The 23548-nt window shown below is 38.9% G+C and carries 20 protein-coding genes; 18 read left to right on the forward strand and 2 right to left on the reverse strand.

Annotated elements, in window-relative coordinates; translation table 11 throughout:
• The first annotated feature begins 59 nt into the window (after window positions 1-59).
• The 14 genes from acpP (at window position 60) to gshAB (ending at window position 18750) form a co-directional block, all read left to right on the forward strand.
• Window positions 60-302 (forward strand): acyl carrier protein, encoded by a 243-nt coding sequence (gene acpP, locus A5849_RS01790; protein WP_002290470.1) that lies wholly within the window; start codon window positions 60-62, stop codon window positions 300-302.
• Between the two features lie 267 nt (window positions 303-569).
• A complete protein-coding gene (locus A5849_RS01795; protein ID WP_002309832.1) occupies window positions 570-1574 on the forward strand; it encodes an ABC transporter ATP-binding protein in 1005 nt (334 codons plus the stop codon).
• Complete coding sequence (locus tag A5849_RS01800) at window positions 1575-2519, forward strand: ABC transporter ATP-binding protein (RefSeq protein WP_002309831.1); 945 nt, start codon at window positions 1575-1577, stop codon at window positions 2517-2519. It abuts the gene before it with no gap.
• Entirely contained in the window at window positions 2519-3481 is a 963-nt protein-coding gene (gene opp4B, locus A5849_RS01805) for an oligopeptide ABC transporter permease (protein WP_002290474.1), read from the forward strand. The genes A5849_RS01800 and opp4B overlap by 1 nt, the downstream gene beginning before the upstream one ends.
• Window positions 3482-3507: 26 nt before the next feature.
• Entirely contained in the window at window positions 3508-4422 is a 915-nt protein-coding gene (locus A5849_RS01810) for an ABC transporter permease (RefSeq protein ID WP_002290475.1), read from the forward strand.
• A 26-nt stretch (window positions 4423-4448) separates the two neighbouring features.
• Window positions 4449-6230 carry an oligopeptide ABC transporter substrate-binding protein gene (locus A5849_RS01815; protein ID WP_002290476.1) on the forward strand — a complete coding sequence of 594 codons (1782 nt, stop codon included), beginning with the start codon at window positions 4449-4451 and terminating at the stop codon, window positions 6228-6230.
• Window positions 6231-6619: 389 nt separating this feature from the next.
• Window positions 6620-7009, forward strand: a complete 390-nt coding sequence (locus tag A5849_RS01820) for a hypothetical protein (RefSeq protein WP_002313941.1) — start codon at window positions 6620-6622, stop codon at window positions 7007-7009.
• A 41-nt stretch (window positions 7010-7050) separates the two neighbouring features.
• A complete protein-coding gene (locus A5849_RS01825; RefSeq protein ID WP_002348063.1) occupies window positions 7051-9033 on the forward strand; it encodes a DUF1430 domain-containing protein in 1983 nt (660 codons plus the stop codon).
• The gene (locus A5849_RS01830; RefSeq protein ID WP_002309829.1) at window positions 9026-9646 is read left to right on the forward strand and encodes an ABC transporter ATP-binding protein; all 621 of its coding nucleotides are present in this window, start codon (window positions 9026-9028) and stop codon (window positions 9644-9646) included. Before A5849_RS01825 ends, A5849_RS01830 begins: the two co-directional genes overlap by 8 nt.
• A 534-nt stretch (window positions 9647-10180) precedes the next feature.
• Window positions 10181-10867, forward strand: a complete 687-nt coding sequence (gene rnc / locus A5849_RS01845) for a ribonuclease III (RefSeq protein WP_002287896.1) — start codon at window positions 10181-10183, stop codon at window positions 10865-10867.
• A 19-nt stretch (window positions 10868-10886) separates the two neighbouring features.
• Window positions 10887-14468, forward strand: coding sequence for a chromosome segregation protein SMC (gene smc / locus A5849_RS01850; RefSeq protein ID WP_002312355.1), 3582 nt, complete (start codon window positions 10887-10889; stop codon window positions 14466-14468).
• Window positions 14469-14476: 8 nt separating this feature from the next.
• The gene (locus A5849_RS01855) at window positions 14477-15286 is read left to right on the forward strand and encodes a Cof-type HAD-IIB family hydrolase (RefSeq protein WP_002313942.1); all 810 of its coding nucleotides are present in this window, start codon (window positions 14477-14479) and stop codon (window positions 15284-15286) included.
• Between the two features lie 11 nt (window positions 15287-15297).
• The gene (gene ftsY, locus A5849_RS01860) at window positions 15298-16296 is read left to right on the forward strand and encodes a signal recognition particle-docking protein FtsY (RefSeq protein ID WP_002287900.1); all 999 of its coding nucleotides are present in this window, start codon (window positions 15298-15300) and stop codon (window positions 16294-16296) included.
• A gap of 186 nt (window positions 16297-16482) precedes the next feature.
• Entirely contained in the window at window positions 16483-18750 is a 2268-nt protein-coding gene (gene gshAB / locus A5849_RS01865; protein ID WP_002313943.1) for a bifunctional glutamate--cysteine ligase GshA/glutathione synthetase GshB, read from the forward strand.
• Between the two features lie 87 nt (window positions 18751-18837).
• On the opposite strand, the gene A5849_RS01870 is transcribed toward gshAB, so the two are convergent.
• Entirely contained in the window at window positions 18838-19290 is a 453-nt protein-coding gene (locus A5849_RS01870; protein ID WP_002316567.1) for a YueI family protein, read from the reverse strand.
• A gap of 149 nt (window positions 19291-19439) precedes the next feature.
• Here A5849_RS01870 and A5849_RS01875 point away from each other — a divergent pair, with 149 nt between their 5' ends.
• The 4 genes from A5849_RS01875 to A5849_RS01890 are packed head-to-tail and all read left to right on the forward strand — an operon-like array spanning window position 19440 to window position 23070.
• Complete coding sequence (locus tag A5849_RS01875) at window positions 19440-20390, forward strand: ABC transporter permease (protein ID WP_002309823.1); 951 nt, start codon at window positions 19440-19442, stop codon at window positions 20388-20390.
• Window positions 20383-21342, forward strand: coding sequence for an iron chelate uptake ABC transporter family permease subunit (locus tag A5849_RS01880; RefSeq protein WP_086309919.1), 960 nt, complete (start codon window positions 20383-20385; stop codon window positions 21340-21342). The genes A5849_RS01875 and A5849_RS01880 overlap by 8 nt, the downstream gene beginning before the upstream one ends.
• Complete coding sequence (locus A5849_RS01885; RefSeq protein WP_002309821.1) at window positions 21339-22094, forward strand: ABC transporter ATP-binding protein; 756 nt, start codon at window positions 21339-21341, stop codon at window positions 22092-22094. The genes A5849_RS01880 and A5849_RS01885 overlap by 4 nt, the downstream gene beginning before the upstream one ends.
• Window positions 22095-22116: 22 nt before the next feature.
• A complete protein-coding gene (locus A5849_RS01890; RefSeq protein ID WP_002309820.1) occupies window positions 22117-23070 on the forward strand; it encodes a siderophore ABC transporter substrate-binding protein in 954 nt (317 codons plus the stop codon).
• Window positions 23071-23209: 139 nt separating this feature from the next.
• Here A5849_RS01890 and A5849_RS01895 read toward each other — a convergent pair whose 3' ends face one another.
• Window positions 23210-23506, reverse strand: coding sequence for a hypothetical protein (locus A5849_RS01895; protein WP_002290488.1), 297 nt, complete (start codon window positions 23504-23506; stop codon window positions 23210-23212).
• Between the last annotated feature and the right edge of the window lie 42 nt (window positions 23507-23548).

Below are 23548 nucleotides of genomic sequence, written 5' to 3' on the forward strand. Positions count from 1 at the left end.
AGTAAAATTAGCCATGGTGTAGGTAATTGACAAGTGTATGATTCTTGGAGGTGAAAAAGTTGACTCGCGAAGAAGTATTTAACAAAGTAGCGAAAATTATTTCAAATCATTTTGAGATAGATACCGATAAAGTGTCGGATGAATTGAACATCAAAGATGATTTAAAAGCTGATTCAATTAGTATTATGGAGTTCGTTTTAGAACTTGAAGATGAATTCGGTACAGAAATTTCAGATGAAGACGCTGAACAAATTGAAACAGTTGGCGGTGCAGTAGATTATATCAGCAGCCATCTCAAATAATTTCAATAAAAGCAAAGAAGGATAAAAAGTTATATGCAACTTTTTATCCTTCTTTTTTTAATCTTTCTGACACGGAAAAGACATTTTTCTGATAATTCTGGCGATAATTAGAAATTATGTTGCAAAGTAAAGCGGTTTTCTATATAATTATTAATAATTCATTACACAAAGATAAGAATAACCTTTGTTATAAAACGCTTTATTATGTGTAATGTTCTTTCTTTACTAAGAAAAACTTCCGTTTAGGAAGCAGAGAGGGGTATTCGATTGTCAGATAATCAATTATTAGAAGTTCAGAACCTACATACAGGCTTCCGACTCAAAGATGACTATTATGATGCAGTAGATGATGTTTCATTTACTTTAGACAAAAACGAGATCTTAGCAATCGTTGGGGAATCTGGGTGCGGGAAAAGTACATTAGCTACTACGATTATGGGATTACTTGATCCTAATAACACAAAAATTACAGGTGAAATTTTATATAACGATCTGAATTTAATCGAACTGAACGAAACGCTTTATAATAAAATCCGCGGAAATGATATCGGAATGATTTTCCAAGATCCGTTGTCTGCATTAAATCCTCTCATGAGAATCGAAGACCAGATCAAAGAAGGACTTTCCTATCACACAAAGATGAATGCAGAACAGCGTCAAGCTCGCGCACTGGAATTACTAGAACAAGTAGGGATTCCTAATCCAGCAAGAGTTGGACGTCAATATCCCCATGAATTATCAGGCGGTATGAGACAACGTGTCATCATCGCGATCGCAATCGCCTGCAAACCTCCAATCGTCATTGCAGATGAACCGACGACAGCCCTAGATGTAACCATCCAAGCACAGATTCTTGATTTACTGAAAGATCTTCAGGAAGAAACAAAAACAGGAATCATCCTGATCACTCATGACTTAGGAGTCGTAGCAGAAATGGCTGATCGAGTGGCAGTGATGTATGGCGGACAGTTTGTTGAAGTAGCGGGTGTAAAAGAACTGTTTGATCATCCGAAACATCCTTATACGCGCTCTTTATTGAACTCTATACCTCAAGAAGGAAATCATGATGCAGAACTCCATGTGATCGAAGGTGTGGTTCCTTCTCTGAAAAACATGCCTCGTAAAGGGTGCCGATTTGCTCCACGTATTCCGTGGATACCAGCAAGTGACCACGAAGAAGATCCTATCCTTCATGAAGTCGCTCCGAACCATTTGGTACGTTGCTCTTGCTACAAGCATTTCCACTTTAGAGACGAAAAAGGAGAGGTGTAGATGACAGAATTAATCACGATCAAAGACCTGAAAGTTCATTACCCTATTCGCAGTGGATTCTTCAATCGAGTAACGGATCATGTATATGCTGTAGATGGTGTGGATTTTATTATCGAAAAAGGAAAGACGTATGGTTTGGTGGGAGAGTCCGGTTCCGGAAAATCCACTACAGGAAAAGCAGTCGTTGGTTTAGAAAAGACGACAGCTGGACAAATCATGTATGAAGGAAAAGATGTAACGAAGCGAAGCAACCGAAAAAAAATGGGTTATAACAAAGACGTACAAATGATTTTCCAAGATTCAATGTCTAGTTTGAATCCTAAAAAACGAGTATTGGATATCATTGCAGAACCTATCCGAAATTTTGAACGGTTAAGCGATCAAGAAGAAAAGAAGAAGGTAAAAGGATTGCTAGATATCGTTGGGATGCCGGAAGATGCACTTTACAAATATCCTCATGAATTTTCAGGGGGACAACGCCAACGTCTAGGAGTAGCCCGCGCTGTTGCTACTAATCCAAAATTAATCGTGGCCGATGAACCGGTATCTGCTCTAGATCTATCTGTTCAAGCACAAGTATTGAATTTCATGAAACGGATCCAGCAAGAATACGGTCTCAGCTATTTATTTATTTCTCATGATTTAGGTGTAGTAAAACATATGTGCGACAATATCGCAATTATGTACAAAGGTCGATTTGTAGAAATCGGTACAAGAGAGGACATTTATAATGACCCGCGCCACATCTATACGAAACGTCTGCTTTCAGCAATTCCGCAAATCGATGTAGAAAATCGGGAAAGCCACAAAGAAAATCGCCGAAAAGTAGAACAAGAGTATATCCAAAACCAAAGAGAATACTATGATGCGACTGGCCGAGTCTACGATTTGCGTACGATCACAACTACACATAAAGTGGCGTTGAAAGATGGAGGTGCGAGCTAATGTGGAAAACGATTCTGCGACGTGTTTTATTGATGATCCCGCAAGTTATTATTTTAAGTGTTCTGATCTTCTTATTAGCCCAAGCGATGCCAGGGGATCCATTTACTGGTTTGATCAACCCAAACCAAGATCCGGCAGTGATCGAACAAATGCGACAATCAGCTGGATTGAATGACCCATGGTATGTCCAGTACTTCCGTTGGATCGGAAATGCTTTGCAAGGCGATTTTGGTCAAAGTTTCTTATACAAACGCTCTGTTGCTGACCTAATCGGTGAACGGATCATCAACACGTTATATCTATCGATCTTGACAGTTGTCCTTACTTATTTGATTGCTGTGCCTCTAGGGATGCTAGCAGGCCGGTATCAAAATTCGATCTTGGATAAGATCGTCGTGATTTATAACTTCTTTAGTTTTGCTGTTCCGTTATTCATCTTCGGCTTGATCATGCTGTTTGTTTTTGGTTATCGTTTAGGCTGGTTCCCAACAAGCGGTTCTCAAACACTAGGTTTGCAAGGGGGATTTATCACTCAGTGGATAGATCGCTTGAAATATATTCTGCTACCATCGATTACCCAAGCATTTCTGGCGACTGCCGTTACGATCCAATATCTGCGAAGCGAAGTAATCGATTCGAAGTCGCTTGATTTTGTCAGAACAGCCCGTTCCAAAGGGGTACCGACGAATAAAGTATTCAGTAGACATATCTTCCGGAATGCAGCGTTGCCGATGGCTTCGCAAATGGGGTATGAAATCACTTCGTTGATTGCTGGTTCTGTAGTTATCGAAAAGATTTTTGGCTATCCAGGAGTCGGGAAACTATTTATTGACTCTATTGGTCAACGAGACTACACCGTGATCACATCCTTAGTATTGATTTTAGGAATCGCGACGCTAGTGGGGACGTTACTGTCAGATATTATTATGAGTATCGTTGACCCGCGTATTCGGATTCAATAAAACCAATCAGAAAGGAGAATGGATCGATGAGTGAAAAAAACAATACAGCAGTTCAAGAAAGTATCCCTCCTATGGGGATACGAATGATTGCTCGAGAATTTAAAAAAGATAAAATCGCTATTTTTTCATTAGGTTTGCTAGTGGTTTTATTATTAGTGATTTTTATCGGTGCGATGCTGACCGATCAAGATAAAGTGATGTATGTTAGTATTTTTGACAAATATGCTGCCCCAGGAGCAGTTTCGACACAAGGACAAAAGTTCATTCTGGGAGCAGATGAAGGCGGACGTGATGTATTAGGTCAATTGATCATAGGTGCTAGAAACTCTGTCACGATCGGATTTGCGATCACGATCCTTACTTCGATCATCGGGGTTGGATTAGGGATCATCTCTGGCTACTACGGAGGGATCATTGACAACATCTTGATGCGAATTGTTGATTTTATCATGATTCTACCGATTATGTTGATCATCATCGTCTTCGTTTCGATTATTTCCAGATACAATGTCTGGTCCTTTATTTTCATCATGAGTGCATTTTATTGGGTAGCTAAAGCCCGATTATTCCGAAGCAAGACATTATCTGAAGCAAGAAGAGATTATGTCAGTGCCTCAAAAACAATGGGAACAAGTGATTTTAAAATCATGTTCCGCGAAATTATGCCGAATCTAAGTTCATTGATCATTACGAACTTGACAATGAACTTTGCGGCAAACATCGGTATCGAGACAACTTTGACTTTCTTAGGTTTCGGTTTGCCGGCAAATGTACCTAGTTTAGGTACACTGATCGGTTATGCAAGTAATGGAGAAGTCTTAGTGAATCGGCAATGGATCTGGTTACCCGCATCAATCCTCATTTTAGTTTTGATGTTGAGTATCAATTATGTTGGACAGGCATTCAAGCGTTCTGCAGATGCACGCCAACGGTTAGGCTAGTTATAGAAGCGAAGGGGGAAATAGGAATGAAGAAAACGATTTTTGGATTTGCAACGCTGATGTCTGCTGTTGTTCTTGCAGCATGCGGGGGCGGAGGTACAGATACTTCTGGAAATAACTCTGGAGGCAACAGCAATAACAAAGAGGAATTAACTTTTCCAATCGCAACAAAAAACAATGATGATGCAATCGAAGACGGTGAATTAGAAGCTGCGGTCGCAACGGACAGTCAGTTCAAAGGATTGTTCCAGTGGGAGTTTTATCAAGATTCTTTTGATGCAGCTTTCATGGCTCCTTCTCATGAAGCGTTATTTGCAAGTAACGATGATTTCCGAATCACCGATGATGGAGCAGCTACGCTTGACCTAGATCAAGATACGAAGAAAGCAACAATCAAAATAAAAGACAATGTCAAATGGTCAGATGGTGAAGACGTAACAGCTGATGACGTGATTTTCCCATATGAGATCATCGGTCATAAAGATTACACTGGTATCCGATACGACGATACGTTCCGTAATATCGTAGGGATGGAAGAGTATCATGATGGAAGTGCCGATACGATCTCTGGTATCAAAAAAGTGGATGACAAAACAGTTGAGATCGAATATAAAGATGTAAACCCAAGCATGCTGCAAGCTGGTGGCGGGATTTGGTCTTATGCAGCACCGAAACATACATTGGAAGGTATAGCAATCAAAGATATGGAATCTAGCGATCAAGTACGTAAAAACCCAGTAACTTTCGGACCGTACTACATGAGCAACATCGTAGCTGGAGAATCTGTGGAATACTTGCCAAATGAGCATTACTGGAATGGTACGCCTAAACTGAAAAAAATCACGATGAAATCTGTACCAACAGCCAGTGCAACTGAAGCATTGAACTCTAAATTATACGATATGATTTTCCAAATGCCAACAGACACATATGATACGTATAAAGAAATTTCCGGCTATACAAATTTAGGTCGTGAACAAACATCTTATACTTATCTAGGATTTAAACTAGGTAAATGGAACGCGGAAACAAAGAGTGTAGAATACAACCCGGATTCAAAAATGGCAGATAAATCATTACGTCAAGCAATGGGCTATGCTTTAGACAATGATGCAGTAGGCGAACGTTTCTATGCAGGATTAAGAAGCAATGCCACTTCATTGATCCCTCCAGTATTCCAATCTTATCATGATGATGAGTTGAAAGGATTCACGCAAGATTTAGACAAAGCGAAAAAACTATTGGATGATGCCGGCTACAAAGATGTGGACGACGATGGGTTAAGAGAAGACAAAGATGGAAACAAATTAACCATCAACTTTGCTTCGATGTCTGGTGGAGAAACAGCGCAACCATTGGCAGATTACTATATCCAACAATGGAAAGAAATCGGTTTGGATGTCCAATACACAACAGGTCGTCTGATTGAATTCAACTCTTTCTACGATAAATTAGAAAACGATGATCCTGAAATCGATGTTTACCAAGCTGCTTGGAATACAGGAACTGATCCAAATCCAAGTGGACTATGGGGACCGAATGCAGCATTCAACTACACTCGTTATGAATCAGAAGAAAATACAAAATTGATCAACGATATCAGTTCAAGCCAAGCATTTGATGAAGACTATTTGAAAGAAGCCTATCAAAAATGGCAACAGTATGCGTTTGAAGAAGCATTTGCGATTCCAACGTTGTTCCGTAACGAAGTATTGCCAGTGAACGACCGCGTCAAAGACTGGGATTGGTCTTATGATGTACCAAACCCATGGGCAAATGTTTCTGTTACAGCAGATTCACGTTCATAATCAATAAAAATGACCGAAAAAGGGCGATGTCCTTTTTCGGTTTTTTTAATTATCGTTATTTTTGATAGCAAATAAAAATAAATGTAGTTTTTTAAAACTTTATTTTAAAAACACGTTGAACATAAATGTGTTATTATATATAATTTAAATAGATTTTAAAGAAGGAAAATGTATAAAATGTGTGTTATTTAATTTAAATTGAATAAAAATTATTGTTATTTTAAATTGATGGGAATTTTTCGCGTAGTTAATAAAAGAGAAGGTTCACACTTATCTCTTTTTAAAATAAAAAAAGGGGGACCGAACGACTGTCGCCTTTGCTTGTTCAAGTATGTTTCAATAGTCACTCGTGAGACACTTTAGGCACTCAAAAAAGGGAGCGGATACAAATGAAGAGAAATGTGAAAAAGATGATAGCAAGTTCATGTACACTTATTGCCTTGAGCAGCTGGATCGCACCAATCAATGCCGTTAGTGCGGCTGAAATACCTGAACCATTAGTCATTTCTACTACACCAGAGATTTTCAATATGGATGTGGTGCAAACAGATGTACCACTAAAACAAGGAAGAATAACTGTGAACACTTTTTATGGAGGTGTAACAGGAATACCGGGCTTTGGAACAGTTTGGGGAGAATTTTATCCAACACAAAGAAGAGTGACTGTTTATGCATATGGAAAAGAAAGAAACACAAGAACGGGTAATCCAGGAACAACCGTTCGGGTAACCGCCCCTAGAGCATTTTCTGGAAATACATCTGGCTGGTGGTGGGCATAGAAAGAAGTGCGGCTGATCCAGCCGCTTCTTTCTTCTAAACGATGAAAAAAATCTATCGCTTCTTTTTTCTATTCACAGTCACCAGTTTTTTATATGCTATTTCTTTTGCTGGAACCGAAATGATCAAATCAGCGATTCCAGAAATCCATTCATCGATCATCATCGAAGCAGCGAGTGGTGAAGAAAATCAGCAGGAAATGTACCAGACGATTGCGAAATATGCTAGAGAAAAGCAATTGGATCTCCATAAGATCCTCTTTCGAATCGGCAAAGATGGGGAAACGTATAAAGATATCTATACGTTTGGTAAAGAAGGGTATTCGACCTATAGCTTTTCCCCTATAGCATCCGATTATCCTATCAATTTTTATGATTCTTCGAAACTATCTACTGAAGAAGTACTTGGCGGTTATATGATCACAGAGGAACCGCCTGCCAATATGATCGAAGAATTTTATGATATGGGGATGGAAATAACGATTGAAAGGGCACAATGGCCGCTTTATCTAGCTTCAGGTTTGCTATTAAGTATCGGTCAATTGTTCTGTATGCTTTTCTTGTGCTTATTCTTAGCTCTATTATTCTATAAGTCCTCTATGAGAAAGAAAGTCGGGATTCTCGAAACACTTGGACGAAGCAAAGCAAAACTAGTGTGTAAAGATAGTTTGATAGATGCGGCCATCTTCACGGTTATTTTAGCTGGCTTTGCATGGTTTTATCCCTATCTGCACTTTCTTTATCCCCAGATCCTGTTATGGGGGATCATTGGAATCATCATCATGCGCATATCAAGCAGCTGGGTGATTTATTCATGGGGATCGATCGCCGATAAAATAAAAGGACATAAACCGTATAGATGGCTGTTCTACACGAATCACCTTATCAAGGCCGCCTTGCTTGTATTTATCGTAGTAAGCGGGAATATGATCTTGTCTAGTATGGATGAGAACAAACAGCTAGAACAGCAATTAGCTTATTGGAATGACATTCCTGATTATTATCACTTGAGATTTAGTAATATCACGACCAAATTACCAGATAATTCTAGAAATTTTACGAGAGAAGAAAGAAAAAAAGAAGCGAAAAGGATCAATCAGGACATGCTTCCTTTATTAGAACGAGCAGAACAATCAGGTGGGATCCTTTTGAGAGATAATGAATTTGGCCATACGAGTGACGTTCTTACCTACATTCAAAATGATGCTTATTGGTTAGTCAACCATAATGCCGTACACGAATTGAAAGTCAAAGATATACATGGAAAACCAATCTATCCATTAGAAGATACCTTCTTCTATGTGTTGATCCCAGAAAATAAAAAGCAATACACGGATCTGATCGTTAAAATGGCAGAAGATGAAATCACTTTTTACCAGAATTCCTTCGAGTATGAACAAGGCGAGTATCAGGGGGAATTAAAGGTGATCTATACCCAATCGAATCAAATCATCTTTAATTATAATTTTGATTTACTTGAGAATATCTTTTCTTTCAATCCGATCATTGTCTCCATTTCTTTGCCTTTGATCCAACCTAATATAGAGATATGGATAAGTGAGGTATCGAACGGCTCCTATTTGTTTCGAAATGGTCGAGAAGTTCAAGTGTTTATTGAAGAGAATGGCATTGAAGATGATTTTTACGGCCTAACATCTGTGAAAGACAGAATTAGCGAAGTAATTACGAAAGCGCGTTCAGAATTTTACACAGCACTAGGCGTGTTCTTACTGATTCTTATCAGTTTTGTTGCTATTGAACTATATGCGAGCATGATTTATGCAGAAGTAAATAAGAAAAAATCATTTTTAGCGTACATTACTGGTAAACCGCTGTTCCAGCGTCACAAAACTTACTATTTCATGACGGCGGGGATATCTTCAGGTGTTTTAGGGATCTTACTCATATGGCAGAAGGACTTATGGCCGATTGCACTGGCTGTATTCAGCTTTGAGCTGTTTTTGCTACTCCCAACGACTTATCTATCTGAGAAAAAGCAACGGCTGGAGGTGATCAAAAATGATTGATGTTAGAAAAATCACAAAAAAATACAAAGAGAAAACAATCTTTGAACACCTTTCTTTTTCTGTGCCCGCGGGTTCTATGCTTGCTATCACAGGAGAAAGTGGGATAGGTAAAACAACTTTATTGAATTGTTTAGGCCAGCTGGAAACGATAAATGAAGGGGAAATCTTGATCAATGGCCAAAAAATCAGCCGAAAAAACAGAAAAACATTTTTTCGGGAACAAGCTGGTTTTTTATTTCAAAACTATGCACTGATCGACAACGAAACAGTGAAGCAAAACTTGACCTTGGTCTCAAAAGAGGAGCAGAAAATCAAAGAATCCCTCGAAAAATTTCAGGTAGACCATTTGATAGACAAAAAAATATTTCTCTTAAGCGGAGGAGAACAGCAGCGAGTTGCTCTTGCTCGTTTATTTTTGAAAGAACCAAAGATCATCTTTGCAGATGAGCCAACAGCCTCTCTTGATCAAAAGAACAAAGGAATCGTCCTTCAAGCATTACAAGAACTGAATGCAAAAGGAGCTACGGTCCTTGTGGTCACCCATGATCCAACATTGGCAGCAGAATTCGATCATGTGTTGGACATGAATGAATGGAAGAAATCAATCCAATAAACCTTATTTATGTGTTCATTCTGTTGGTTTTGTCTGATAGTTTACCAGTGATTGGACTGTTTTTTTCAATCGTTTTATTGAAAAGTCATCAGCCAAAGATTCACCCACGATGGATAAAATGGTGTGTGTTCATTTCGCTCCTTTTTCAAGTGTTACTAACGGTGTTTCTTCTATTGAGCATTCATGTTTCAGAGGTTCAGCTAGGACCCGTCCAAGAAGTCATTGAAGACATACGAGAATAAGGGATTGTACAAAAAAAGGAATGTGACAATAGTCGTGTCACATCCTTTTTTTGTATGAACAGTGTTCAATCAGCTATTCCACGGTATTCGTTCAAGAAACGGCAAAATATGAGAAGCTGTCTTTTTGTTTATTTCTCTAATACTCCGAACTAAACGGCTTTTTCACAACCTCTCGTCAATCACTAGGATTATTAAAGCTTTACTTACCTTTTACCCGAACCATTTCAAATTTAACAAAAAACCAGTATAATAAGGAAGTATCGAAAAAATATCCATAAAAGGAATGTGGAAAATGGACAACCAGCTGACAAAAGAACTAAAAGAAAATTATAACATCGTTTTTCACGATCTAAATTTGCTTGAACAAGCTTTTACCCATTCATCCTATGTGAATGAGCATCGCAATCTGCAATTATCGGATAATGAACGACTTGAATTTTTGGGAGATGCCGTTTTAGAATTGATGGTTTCTCAGTATTTATTCCGTTTATATCCTCATTTGCCAGAAGGAAAATTGACAAAAACACGAGCAGCGATCGTTCGCGAAGACAGCTTATCGAAATTTGCCAAAGAATGTCACTTTGATCAATATGTTCTGTTGGGCAAGGGAGAAGAGAATTCAGGAGGACGTACGCGACCAGCATTGCTTTGCGACCTATTCGAAGCTTTTTTAGGCGCGTTATATCTTGACCAAGGATTCGACACGACCCATGCGTTCATCGAAAAAGTGATTTTTCCTAAAGTCAAAGCAGGTGCTTTTTCACATGAGATGGATCATAAAACAAAATTGCAAGAAGTCTTGCAAAAATCAGGTGATGTATCGATCGAATACCGATTGATCAATGAAGAAGGTCCAGCTCATGAACGAGTATTTTGGATCGAAGTTTATGTAGATGATCAATTGATTGGCACTGGACAAGGAAAATCGAAAAAATTAGCAGAACAAGCTGCGGCGGAAAATGCATTAGCAGCACTGTAAAAGTAAGTGAGGGAAAGCTTTGTATTTGAAACGAATTGAAATAGCCGGTTTTAAATCATTTGCAGACAAGACAGTCATTGATTTTGAAAACAGCGTCACAGCAGTGGTTGGACCAAATGGCAGCGGAAAAAGCAATATTACAGAAGCTATCCGCTGGGTATTAGGAGAACAATCTGCTAAAAGTTTGCGAGGCGGAAAAATGCCGGATATCATCTTTGCCGGTTCCGATACCCGAAAGCAGCTGAATATTGCAGAAGTCACAGTGATTTTAGACAATAGTGATCATTATCTGCCATTGGAGTACAATGAGATCAGTGTAACCCGCCGTTATCGACGGACTGGGGAAAGCGAGTTTTTCATCAATAAACAAAGCTGCAGATTAAAAGATATCCAAGAATTGTTCTTAGATTCTGGATTAGGAAAAGAATCATTCTCAATCATTTCTCAAGGAAAAGTAGAAGCGATTTTCAGTAGTAAACCGGAAGACCGTCGTGGGATCTTTGAAGAAGCAGCTGGTGTGTTGAAATACAAGCAGCGGAAAAAGAAAGCAGAACAAAAGCTTTTTGAAACAGAAGACAACCTCAGCCGCGTCCAAGACATCATCCATGAATTGGAAGAACAGTTAACTCCTTTGGCCGCCCAGAGTGAGGCAGCAAAGGAGTTTTTACAGCTAAAAGAAACACTGACTCAAACCGATGTTTCTTTGATGGTTGCTGAAATCAAGACAGCAAAAAAAGATTGGGACAACAAACAAGCACAGCTTGCGAAATTCAATCTAGAATTAGGTAAACTATCTGAGTCGATCCAAGAACAAGAATCCATTTTGGCGAAGCAGCGTAAAGAAAATGCGCAAGCCGACCGTCTGATCGAAAAAAATCAGCAAGTATTATTAGATCTTTCGGAAAAACTGAAGCAGACAGAAGGACAAAAAGATGTTTTGCAGGAGCGGACAAAGCATACACAAAAAAGCTCGCAAGAATATCAAACTTCATTAGCAGAAGCACAAAAAAAGGTTAAACATTTTGAAAAGCTTCAAGAAAGCTTGATGAAAGAAGCAGCAGAAAAAGAAACAGAGATCCAAAAAGCTGAAGCAAATCTCATAAAAACACAGCAAGAATTAGAAAAATACCAAAAATCAACGAAAGAATTATTGGCAGAATTAAGAGATCAATATGTTGATTTAATGCAAGAACAAGCAGCTGTAGGAAACGAACTGAAGTATCTGGAACGTCAATATGTACAAGAAACAGCAAAAAGCAAGCAGACGTTAGCCAAGCAATCGGAAGTAGAAGCATCAGTAGACCGATTGATCTTACAGAAAGAAGAATTGATACAAAAGCAGGCGCAGCTAAAATCATCTTTAACTGAAACAAAAGAGAAGTTAGAAATGATCCAACGAAACGGGAAAAAGTTCCAAGAAGCATTAGCAAAAGAACAGCCTAAAATGTATCAATTGATGAATCAAGTCCAGCAGCTGCGTGCTCGTCAGAAAAGCCTTCAAGAGATCCAAGAAAACTATTTTGGTTTTTACCAAGGCGTTCGATTGGTCTTGCAGCATAAACAGCAGCTTTCCGGTATTGTCGGAGCAGTAGCTGAACTGATCGACGTCCCTGCAGATTTCACGTTAGCCATCGAAACAGCTTTAGGTGGAGCAGCTCAACATGTTATCGTTGAAAATGAAAAAGATGCTCGGCAAGCCATCACGTATTTGAAACAGCAAAGAGGAGGAAGAGCAACATTCCTTCCGCTGACGACAATCAAACCAAGACAGTTACCAGCTCATATATTGACACAAGCGGCAGCTATAGAAGGGTTTATAGGGATTGCCAGTGAACAAGTTGCTTATCCTGATCAAATCCAAACAGTGGTTCAAAACCTGTTAGGAACGATCCTTTTAGCAAAAGACTTAACTAGTGCCAATGCGATCGCACAAACGATCCGCTATCAATACCGAGTGGTTTCCTTAGAAGGTGACGTGATGAATGCCGGAGGATCCATGACAGGTGGAGCGAACAAACGAGGAAACCAAGGCAGTTTGTTTGTACAAAACCAAGAATTGAAACAGTTGACTAGTGAATTCGAAGAAGCAGATAAACAACTTCAAGTGCAAGAAAAGAAAGTTCAGGAGCTGCAACAAGAAACAGCTCGTTTAGCCGAAGAACAAGAAGTTTTGCGTACACGAGGCGAACAATTACGTTTTGAAGAACAAGAAGCGACAAATCAGCTGCAAAACATCATAAACGAACTTGAACGTTTTGAAAAAGAAAAGCAAATCTCAACTTTTGAGACACGTGAGCTACAGCAGTTTATCGAAGATTACGAAAAACAAACGAACGAGTTGAAAGACAAACAAACAGATCTTGAAACGCAACGTCAACAAATCGACGAAGAAATCAAATCTTTAAGTCAAGAAAGTGACCAGATGGAAGCCAGAAGAGCACAAGTGCAAAGTCAAAAAGCACAAGAACAAGCAGATCTTGCTGTCTTGAAAGAGCAGTTTAATCATCTGCAGATCCAGCTCCGCGGTGCCCGAGTCCAAAAAGCAGAGGCAATCGAACGCCAAGAAGCGATAGAAAAACAGTTGGCGACATTGACAGCAGACTTTTCTGATCATGAAGTCACAGAAGAAAGTTTGGAAAAACAAATTAACGAATTATCTGCTCAGCGAGAAACATTAAAAGCCGAGTTGGCAAAAGCCAAAGAGCAGCGAGATAGAAGGCAAAGGGAGATCGATGAGCTTGAAGCAGTCTTGGCAGAGCGTAATCGTGAGCAAAAAGCACGACTGTCGGAACAATCCAAATTAGAAGTCCAAAAAGACCGAGCTGAAATGATTTTAGATAATCATTTGACCTATCTGCAGTCAGAATATCAGCTGACATTTGAGAAAGCTTCCCACGACTATCAAGAAACAACCAATATTGAAGACAGCAGAATAAAGGTTGCCTCCTTAAAAGAACAAATTGAAAAACTGGGGCCAGTAAACTTAAATTCAATCGAACAATACGAACAAGTCAGTGAAAGACATACCTTCTTAGCGACACAGCGAGATGATCTGTTAGCAGCGAAAAACCAGTTGTTTGAAACGATGGATGAGATGGATGATGAAGTGCGGACAAGATTCAAAGAAGTATTTGAAGCTATCCGTCAAGAATTCAAAATTGTCTTTCCCAATATGTTTGGCGGCGGTAAAGCTGAATTAGTACTGACAGAACCAACTGATCTGCTGAAAACAGGTATTGAGATTGAAGTACAACCTCCTGGCAAGAAACTGCAAAGTTTAAGTTTGCTTTCCGGAGGAGAACGAGCACTTACAGCCATTGCGCTGCTCTTTTCTATTATCCGTGTCTGTCCTGTTCCGTTTTGTATCTTAGATGAGGTAGAAGCAGCGTTAGATGAAGCAAATGTAAAACGTTTTGGTCGTTACTTAAGCGACTTCCAAGATGACACACAATTTATCGTAGTCACACACCGCAAAGGAACGATGGTCGCAGCAGATGTACTGTACGGAGTGACGATGCAAGAATCCGGTGTATCAAAAATCGTTTCTGTACGGATGGAAGATATCAATGAAGAGGCGAAAATCAACGAAACGAAAGTGTAGGAACGAAAATGATCAAATTAGTAGCAATCGATTTGGATGGTACATTATTAAATGAACAAAAGCTGATTTCAGATGAGAATAAACAAGCATTAGCACAAGCAAAACAGCAAGGGGTCAAGATCGTTCTATGTACAGGACGCCCCTTAGCGGCGATGGCGCATTATCTGCAAGAATTAGGGCTGGTAGATGAGGGTGATTACAGCATCACTTTCAACGGCGGTTTAGTACAAAAAAACGATACTGGTGAAATCATGGAAAAGAAAGTGATGGAAGTATCAGATATCCAACGCTTATACAAATTGGCTCAGCAATTGGATCTGCCACTAGATGTTTTGTCTGACAATGTGGTTTTACAGCTGCCTAGTGCCCCAAGAAAGCAATCCTTGTACAATGTGTTGAATAAGCTGCTGCAATTCCAACCAGCGGATATAAGCGATATTACAGATGAATTTGTGCTTAATAAGGCAGTAATCGCTTATGACCAAGAAGAATTAGATCCTAAAATCAAAGAAATACCAGTAGAATTCCATGAAATGTATGAGATCATCAAAACGAGAAGTATGCTTTTGGAATTTATGCCAAAAGGTGTCACAAAAGCTTATGGTATTTCTTTATTGGCAAAAGATCTTGGTTTGAAACAAGAAGAAATCATGGCAATCGGTGATGAAGAAAATGATTTACCGATGATCCAATACGCTGGTCTAGGCGTAGCGATGGAGAATGCTGTGCCTTTCGTCAAAGAAGCAGCAGATTTTGTGACAGTCAGCAATGAAGAAAATGGCGTAGCCAAAGTGATCCAAAAATTTGTATTAGATTAGGGGGGAGTCAAATGGGATTTTTTGATAAAATCAAGCGTGCTTTTACTGGCGAAGAGAAAACGGAAGAAGTTGAAGTACAGGAGAAGTACGACAAGGGTTTAGAAAAGACGCGTAAAACATTTGGTGAACGGATGAATGAGCTGTTTGCCAATTTTCGAACAGTCGATGAAGACTTTTTTGAAGAATTAGAAGAAACACTTATCGGGGCAGATGTAGGTTTTGAAACAGCGATACGAATCACCGAAGCGTTACGTCAAGAAGTGAAACTCAGAAATGCGAAAAAATCGGCAGAAGTTCAAAATGCGATCATCGAGAAACTTGTGGATCTCTATGAAGCGGAAGGAATCAATGAAGTAAATGAACTAAATATCCAAGAAGACGGACTAACAGTTATTTTGTTTGTCGGCGTCAATGGTGTAGGGAAAACAACAAGTATTGGTAAACTTGCTCATCAGTTCAAAAACGAAGGTAAAAAAGTATTGATGGCAGCAGCAGATACCTTCCGTGCTGGAGCAATCGACCAATTAGTTGTCTGGGGCGAACGCGCTGGTGTTGAAGTTGTTCGTGGCAATGCAGGCGGCGATCCAGCAGCTGTCGTATTCGATGCTTTGGAAAGAGCAAAGACAGAGCAGGCAGATGTTTTATTAGTTGATACTGCAGGCCGACTGCAAAATAAAGTGAACTTGATGAACGAATTAGAAAAAATAAAACGAGTAATCCAGCGGGAATTACCAGAAGCACCCCAAGAAACACTACTTGTATTAGATGCAACAACTGGTCAAAACGCGATGGTTCAAGCAAAACAATTCAAAGAAACAACAGATGTGACCGGTCTTGTTTTGACAAAATTAGATGGTACAGCAAAGGGCGGTATCGTACTTGCTATCCGTAATGAACTGCATTTACCAGTGAAATTGGTCGGGTTGGGTGAAGGCATCGATGACTTGGAGCCGTTTGATCCAAACGATTTTGTCGTTGGATTATTCAAAGGATTACTAAAAGAAGAATAACCCATGTCTAAAAAGCAGGAGCTGTAACAAAAGTTGCAGCTCCTTGTTTGAATGATTGTTTTTAACATAGCTGTGTTTTTGATGCCTTCATTTTTATACTTATTTGTAAGCGGTTCTCAAACAATTTCGTTCTTTTTCTTAGACTTTTTGATTATAATTAGATTCATATGAATTGGAGGTCACTTAATGATGAATTTTAAGCAATTATTATTGCATGTCAATGCGCGCCCTTTTATCGACCAAGCTCGATTTGGTATAGAACGGGAAGGACAGCGGGTTGATCTTGCAGGAAATCTAGCAAAAACCGATCATCCAGCAATCTTTGGCGATCGATCCTATCACCCCTATATCCAAACAGATTTTAGCGAAACACAAACAGAAATGATCACCCCTGTTACCGATTCTATTCCCGAATTATTTCAGTATCTGGCTGCTGTTTATGATGTGACTGCTCGTTCTATACCGAAAGAAGAGATGATCTGGCCATTAAGTATGCCACCTGCCTTACCGGAAAAAGACGAAGAAATCATTATTGCAAAATTAAAAAATTTCGAAGATGTTTTGTATCGACGTTACTTAGCAAAAGAATACGGGAAGCGAAAACAAATGGTGAGCGGTATCCATTTCAATTTTGAATTTGGCGATGAGTTGCTAAGAACATTGTTCAGCCATCAGGAAGAATTTCAAGATTTTTCTGAATTCAAAACAGAACTTTATTTGAAAACAGCGAGAAACTTTATGCGCTATCGCTGGATGATCACTTATTTATTCGGTGCTTCACCGATGAGTGAGAAGAACTATTTTATAAATGAATCACATCCGCAAGAACCTGTTCGCAGTATTCGCAACAGTGCGCTGGGGTATACGAATCATCCAAATGTGAAAGTTTCCTATGCTTCTATGAAACAGTATTTAGCAGATATTGAGCGAATGATCGAAGAAGGGAAACTTTCAGAGGAGAAAGAATTTTATACACCGCTTCGTTTCCGAGGTGGAAAGAAAGTCGCAGATTTAGCAACAACAGGCGTTCGTTATATTGAATTGCGGAATATCGATCTGAATCCTTATGCAAGGCTGGGAATCAATCCAGAACAAGTTCGTTTCTTACAATTATTCCTGATGTATATGCTATGGACAGAAGAAAAAGAAGACAGTGACCAATGGGTGGCAGAAGGTACGACTCGAAATAACAAAGTAGCACTAGAACAACCATCAGATCAAACAGAATTTCATCAAGAAGGTAGAGAAATTCTTGAAGGGATGAAGCAAATGCTGGTTGAATTGGATTGGTTGGATTCTCTTTATTTAGTAGAGGAAGCATTGACTCAAATGGATTATCCAGAACAAACGTTAGCAGCGAAACTCTATCAAGAAGCACAGCTATCGAGTCAGCAAGAAGTTGCTGTGGCATTGGGGCATCAATATTATAAAGAAAGTCATGAACGTCCCTATCAGTTGGCCGGTTTTCGCGAAATGGAACTTTCTACTCAGATATTTATGTTCGATGCCATCCAAAAAGGCGTCCAAGTCAAAGTATTAGATGAGTCGGATCAATTTTTGCGTCTGCAATTCCAAGACCATGTAGAATATGTGAAAAATGCAAACATGACAAGTAAGGACAGCTATATCGTTCCACTTATCATGGAAAACAAAACAGTAACGAAAAAAGTTTTAAAAGAAGCTGGGTTCCGAGTACCAGGAGGCGCAGAATTTTCATCCATGGAAGAAGCCGTAAAAGCTTATCCAAGATTTGCCGATCAGGCATTTGTGATCAAACCTAAGTCCACAAATTACGGATTAGGTATCACGATTTTCAAGGAAGGGGCTGATCTGGAGGATTATCAAGCAGGATTGGCGATTGCTTTTCGTGAAGACAGCTCGGTTTTAGTAGAAGAATTTATGCCGGGAACGGAATATCGTTTCTTTGTAATCGGTGGAGAAGTCCAAGCCATCATGTTGCGAGTCCCTGCTAATGTTATTGGTGACGGTATCCGAACAGTGAAAGAACTTGTTGAAGAAAAAAATAGTGACCCTTTGCGTGGAACGAATCATCGTGCACCGTTGGAATTGATCCAATTAGGCGAATTAGAACAATTGATGTTGAAAGAACAAGGGTTAACGATCGAATCAGTTCCCCAAGCCAATCAAATTGTTTATCTAAGGGAGAACTCAAATATCAGTACGGGCGGTGATTCGATCGATATGACTGATGAATTTTCTGAAGCTTACAAAAAAATCGCCGTTTCTGCGGTAGAAGCACTAGGAGCTAAAATCAGTGGTATTGATTTGATCATACCAGATAAAGAAATCGATCCTACAACCGATAAAAAAGCATACGGGATCATCGAAGCAAATTTCAATCCAGCGATGCATATGCATGTTTATCCTTTTGCAGGAAAAGGCAGAAGATTGACGATGAATGTATTGAAATTGTTATATCCTGAAATATTTTAAACGAAAAAGCTTTTGACAGATTGTCCTATTTGATGTCGATCTGTTCAAAAGCTTTTTTGCATGTAAAAATTTATGTGTTTTTTCGTTTTAAAATAAACGATCCCAGAAACTTTTTTTCTTTTTTGGTTTTTCTTTTTCAGATGGCGAAGAGTTTTCTTCTGGGTATTTTTTTTCGATATCGATCACAGGTTCATTTACTGCTTCTTTTGCTGTTAAGAGCAATCCGAATTCCTCAGGATTTGCAGTGACGTAATCGTTGACTACAGTAAATCGGCTATTGTTTTTCGTTGCTAGCTGGATATATTGGTTTTGGACAGAAAGGGGTAGAGCCCCATTCAAGAGTATGGAAGCATCTGGATGTTTTTTGAGTTCTTTTAAAAAGTTTTCTTTGTTTTTCGGGTGGATCATTTCAGCAACAGTCATACTAAGATAGCAACGTTCCCTGAATGTCCCTAAATATTTATGCTGTTCTTCAGGGTTCACTAAAGGTGTACCATAAAGTCCCTTATCCAAATGGCTTTTTACATCATCTTGTGCCATAAAAAATACCCTCCTTCTTCTCTTTGTCTTTCTTACGATTATAGCATATTCCCAATAATACCTAAAACATATGAAAAAGCGGTTGCTTTTGTTCAACGATTCACTTAAAATAAGAATGAAAATCATTCTCAATTAGAAAGGTGGATTGGATGCGCTACGGACGACTAGTAGCATTATTAGTTATTTTAAGTAGTATTTCATTGTTCATTGGAGTATCAAATGTACAATTGTCAGAATTGCTCCAGTTAAATGGGCAAAGTTTACAAATTTTGCTAGCGACTCGTTTGCCGCGAACGATTTGTTTGATCCTTGTGGGAGCGACTAGTAGTATTTGTGGGTTGATTATGCAACATTTGACCCAAAATAAATTTGTTTCACCAACGACTGCGGGCACGATGGATAGTGCGCGTTTAGGTATTTTAGTGGCCATGATTTTCCTACCTGGTGCATCCTTGATCGTCCGATCCTTGACTGCATTTTGCTTTGCTTTTGCAGGAACATTGCTTTTTTTATCCCTTACGCGATTGTTCCCCCAGAAAAATCAATTGATGCTTCCGTTGATTGGGGTCATGTTAGGGAATATCATTGGTTCAGTTGCTACTTTTTTTGCTTATCAATTCCAGTTGGTACAAAATATGACTTCGTGGCTTCAAGGGAATTTTGCGACTGTGATACGAGGAAATTATGAGTTACTGTATGCTGTTGTTCCATTGCTGCTCTTGGTTTGGCTATTTGCTTACCAATTTACGATTATTGGTCTGGGCGAATCGTTTGCAGTAAATTTGGGAATAGATTACCAGAAGATGCAGTTTTTAGGCATTGGCTTGGTTTCATTGGCTAGTGCAGTCATGTTGATCATGGTGGGAAGCATTCCTTTTATCGGAGTGATTATTCCGAATCTTGTCTCTAGAATATATGGAGATCAAGTGCACAAAACCATTGGCGTAACTGCTTTAGCAGGTAGTTTGTTCTTAGTATTTTGCGATCTTGTCGCTCGTGTGTTGATTTTTCCTTATGAAATACCAGTCAGTGTGATCGTTGGAATCATCGGTGGGGCTATCTTCCTTTGTCTTCTGATAAGGGGGCGACGATATGCTTAAAAAAAAGCCGTCTATTTTTATTGGTATGCTTGTTCTTGTTCTATTTGTTACAGGAGTGTACTTGATGATCCATACATATGGAAACTGGCATTTTGCGTGGGTATTGAGGAGCAAGAAAATTTTTACATTTATCCTTGTCTCGCTAGCTGTCAGCAGTGCTACGATCAGCTTTCAGACAATTACGCATAACCAGTTTTTGACTCCTTCCGTATTGGGACTTGAGTCGTTATACGTCCTTGTCCAAACGGTCCTTTTCTTCTTTATCGGAGGAGTGACGATGCTTCAGCAGACAGGTACAGGTTTTTTCTTATTGAACGTTGGGCTGATGGTCGGGTTGAGTCTGTTGTTATTTTTCTTTCTTTTGAAAAAAATGAAAGCAAATCTTTTTTTGTTACTGATGTCAGGGATGATTTTAGGCACGCTTTTTGGTAGTGTCAGTACCTTTTTACAAGTCATCATGGATCCAAATGAATATGATTTGCTTCAAGGGAGATTATTTGCAAGTTTTGGCAATATCCAAAGCCAGTATCTTTTGCCTGCTTCTTTGATCATTATCGGCTGCTGGTTCCTGTTATTTCGATATCGACATGTGCTAGACGTTTTCCATCTTGGGAATGAACAAGCTGTAAACCTTGGGATAGACACAGATCGATTTGAATTTTTTATTTTATGTTGTGTCAGTCTTTTGACAGGAACAGCAACGGCTCTTGTAGGTCCAGTTACTTTTTTAGGGTTTATTGTCGCAAATGTCAGTTACCGTATATTTTCTACTTATCGTCATGGTCTGCTATTTATCGGAAGCTTTCTAATAGCTATGCTGTTTCTGACAGGCGGACAGCTCGCAGTAGAGCAGATTTTCGGCTGGAATACAACAGTGAGTGTCGTTGTTGAATTTGTCGGAGGAATTTATTTTGTCACAAAATTGATTCGCGAAAGGAAGAGTATCCTATGATCGATTTACAAAAGGTCAATAAACTGTACCATGGAAAATCAGTGGTCAAAGATGTACAGTTAACGATTCCTGAAAAGAAGTTGACTGCTTTTATCGGTCCAAATGGTGCTGGAAAGTCAACAGTGTTGTCGATGATCAGTCGTTTGATACCAAAAGATACAGGTGAAATCTATTTAGACCATAACGAAGTAAAGGCTTGGAGATCCAATGAATTAGCCAAAAAATTGTCGATCCTGCGACAATCGAATGAAATAAATGTCCAAATCACCGTGAAAGAATTAGTAGAATTTGGACGATTTCCTTATACGAAAGGAAAATTGACGACAAAAGATCAGAAAATCGTTCAGGAATCACTGGAACACCTCGGGCTAGAAGAAATAGCAGATCAATCGATTGACACTCTTTCAGGAGGTCAACTCCAACGTGCGTATATTGCAATGGTGCTAGCGCAAGACACGGATTATATTTTACTGGATGAACCTTTGAACAATCTAGATATGAATTTTGCGGTTCAAATCATGCAGATTTTAAAAAATTTAGTACAAAAAATCGGAAAAACGATTGTTATTGTTCTTCATGATATCAACTTTGCTGCAAGTTATGCAGACGAAATTATTGCAATGAAAGATGGGAAGTTATTCACGCAAGGAACGACCCAAGAAATGATAAAAAAAGATGTATTGGATGAATTGTACGAAATGGACATACGGATTTGTGAGATTGAAGGCCGCAGATTCTGTCTTTATTTCTAAAACTAACATTAGGAGAGAAGAGATGAAAAAATTAGTAGTAGGTATCTTGATTCTAGCATCATTTGGTTTAGCAGCATGTGGAAATAGTAACAACACCAGTCAGGCAGACACAAAGAAAAGCAGTACGCAAGCTGAAACGGCATTAACGATAAAAGACAGTAATGGTGATCAAATCGAGGTGCCAAAGAATTCTGAAAAAGTCGTCGTATTCGATAATGGTTCTTTAGATACGATGGATGCTCTTGGTGTTGGAGATAAGGTAGTTGGAGCAGCTACGAGCAGCCTTCCTGAGTATCTTTCCTCCTATAAAAAAGTGGAATCAGCAGGTGGGATCAAAGAACCAGACTTAGAAAAAATCAATCAACTTCAGCCAGATCTGATCATCATTTCTGGTCGGCAAAGAGATTTTCAAAAAGATCTAAGTCAAATCGCTCCGACCATTTTCCTTTCTTTAGATGCGAAAAAGCCATGGGAATCTTTCCAGCAAAATGTCACTACTTTAGGGGAGATCTTTGGCAAGCAAGAAGAAGCCAAAACTCAATTAGAGGAATTATCCAATGCAATCGATCAGACGAAAAAGAAAGCAGAAGCGTCTGACAAAAAAGCACTAGTCACACTTGTGAATGAAGGGCAATTATCAGCCTATGGATCAGGTTCTAGATTTGGTTTCATCCATGATTTATTTGGCTTTGAACAAGCAGATGATCAAATCGAAGCATCCACTCACGGTCAAAGTGTTTCTTATGAATATGTGCTAGAAAAAAATCCGGATATCTTATTTGTGGTAGACCGAACAAAAGCTATCGGTGGAGACGATAGCAAAGATGATATTTCTGCCAATGAACTGGTAGCACAAACGAATGCTGGTAAAAATCAGCAGATCATCTCCCTTGAACCAGATGTCTGGTATTTAAGCGGGGGCGGTTTAGAATCAATGAAACTGATGATTGAAGATGTGGATCAAGCATTTAAGTAGAATCAATAATAATCGAAAAAATTGAACCGACCTCTAAAAGTTAGATTTTCCAGCTAATTTTTAGAGGTCGATTTTTATGTGTTTGGGCAATCTTTTTTCTTTAATACTAAGGTCAGAGCGCTGATTTCATAACCTCTATTCACGCATGTGTCTCAGCAAGCGGTTGATAGTTGATGATCTGCATTTTTCGATAAAAATCGGCGGGAAGCTTACTCCAACGTTTTAATAATTGATAGAAATAACTTTCTTCTGCTTTGATCTTATACTCGCTTAATATCAATCCAAAACTATTCGTTTGTTTTGCAGCTAATTTTTTATAGATATCCAATGCTTTTGTTTTATCTTCATTGACAAAAAGTGTTTTTACTTCAATATAAGAACCCTCGATGTTTTGTGTTTCTTCGATAAAATAGATACTTTTTATATATTCTTTCATAGTGATTCCTCCAAAGAAGTCTTTTTATTTGATAAGTTTACT

The sequence above is a fragment of the Enterococcus sp. 10F3_DIV0382 genome (assembly GCF_002140245.1).
GTDB classification, from domain to species: domain Bacteria; phylum Bacillota; class Bacilli; order Lactobacillales; family Enterococcaceae; genus Enterococcus_B; species Enterococcus_B lactis.

Excerpts from the sequence above, each read along its gene's own strand:
- A5849_RS01800 (WP_002309831.1), top strand. The coding sequence starts at position 1,575 with ATGACAGAATTAATCACGATCAAAGACCTGAAAGTTCATTACCCTATT.
- opp4B (WP_002290474.1), top strand. The coding sequence starts at position 2,519 with ATGTGGAAAACGATTCTGCGACGTGTTTTATTGATGATCCCGCAAGTT.
- A5849_RS01810 (WP_002290475.1), top strand. The coding sequence starts at position 3,508 with ATGAGTGAAAAAAACAATACAGCAGTTCAAGAAAGTATCCCTCCTATG.
- A5849_RS01815 (WP_002290476.1), top strand. The coding sequence starts at position 4,449 with ATGAAGAAAACGATTTTTGGATTTGCAACGCTGATGTCTGCTGTTGTT.
- A5849_RS01820 (WP_002313941.1), top strand. The coding sequence starts at position 6,620 with ATGAAGAGAAATGTGAAAAAGATGATAGCAAGTTCATGTACACTTATT.
- A5849_RS01825 (WP_002348063.1), top strand. The coding sequence starts at position 7,051 with ATGAAAAAAATCTATCGCTTCTTTTTTCTATTCACAGTCACCAGTTTT.
- A5849_RS01830 (WP_002309829.1), top strand. The coding sequence starts at position 9,026 with ATGATTGATGTTAGAAAAATCACAAAAAAATACAAAGAGAAAACAATC.
- rnc (WP_002287896.1), top strand. The coding sequence starts at position 10,181 with ATGGACAACCAGCTGACAAAAGAACTAAAAGAAAATTATAACATCGTT.
- A5849_RS01855 (WP_002313942.1), top strand. The coding sequence starts at position 14,477 with ATGATCAAATTAGTAGCAATCGATTTGGATGGTACATTATTAAATGAA.
- ftsY (WP_002287900.1), top strand. The coding sequence starts at position 15,298 with ATGGGATTTTTTGATAAAATCAAGCGTGCTTTTACTGGCGAAGAGAAA.
- gshAB (WP_002313943.1), top strand. The coding sequence starts at position 16,483 with ATGATGAATTTTAAGCAATTATTATTGCATGTCAATGCGCGCCCTTTT.
- A5849_RS01870 (WP_002316567.1), bottom strand. The coding sequence starts at position 19,290 with ATGGCACAAGATGATGTAAAAAGCCATTTGGATAAGGGACTTTATGGT.
- A5849_RS01875 (WP_002309823.1), top strand. The coding sequence starts at position 19,440 with ATGCGCTACGGACGACTAGTAGCATTATTAGTTATTTTAAGTAGTATT.
- A5849_RS01880 (WP_086309919.1), top strand. The coding sequence starts at position 20,383 with ATGCTTAAAAAAAAGCCGTCTATTTTTATTGGTATGCTTGTTCTTGTT.
- A5849_RS01885 (WP_002309821.1), top strand. The coding sequence starts at position 21,339 with ATGATCGATTTACAAAAGGTCAATAAACTGTACCATGGAAAATCAGTG.
- A5849_RS01890 (WP_002309820.1), top strand. The coding sequence starts at position 22,117 with ATGAAAAAATTAGTAGTAGGTATCTTGATTCTAGCATCATTTGGTTTA.
- A5849_RS01895 (WP_002290488.1), bottom strand. The coding sequence starts at position 23,506 with ATGAAAGAATATATAAAAAGTATCTATTTTATCGAAGAAACACAAAAC.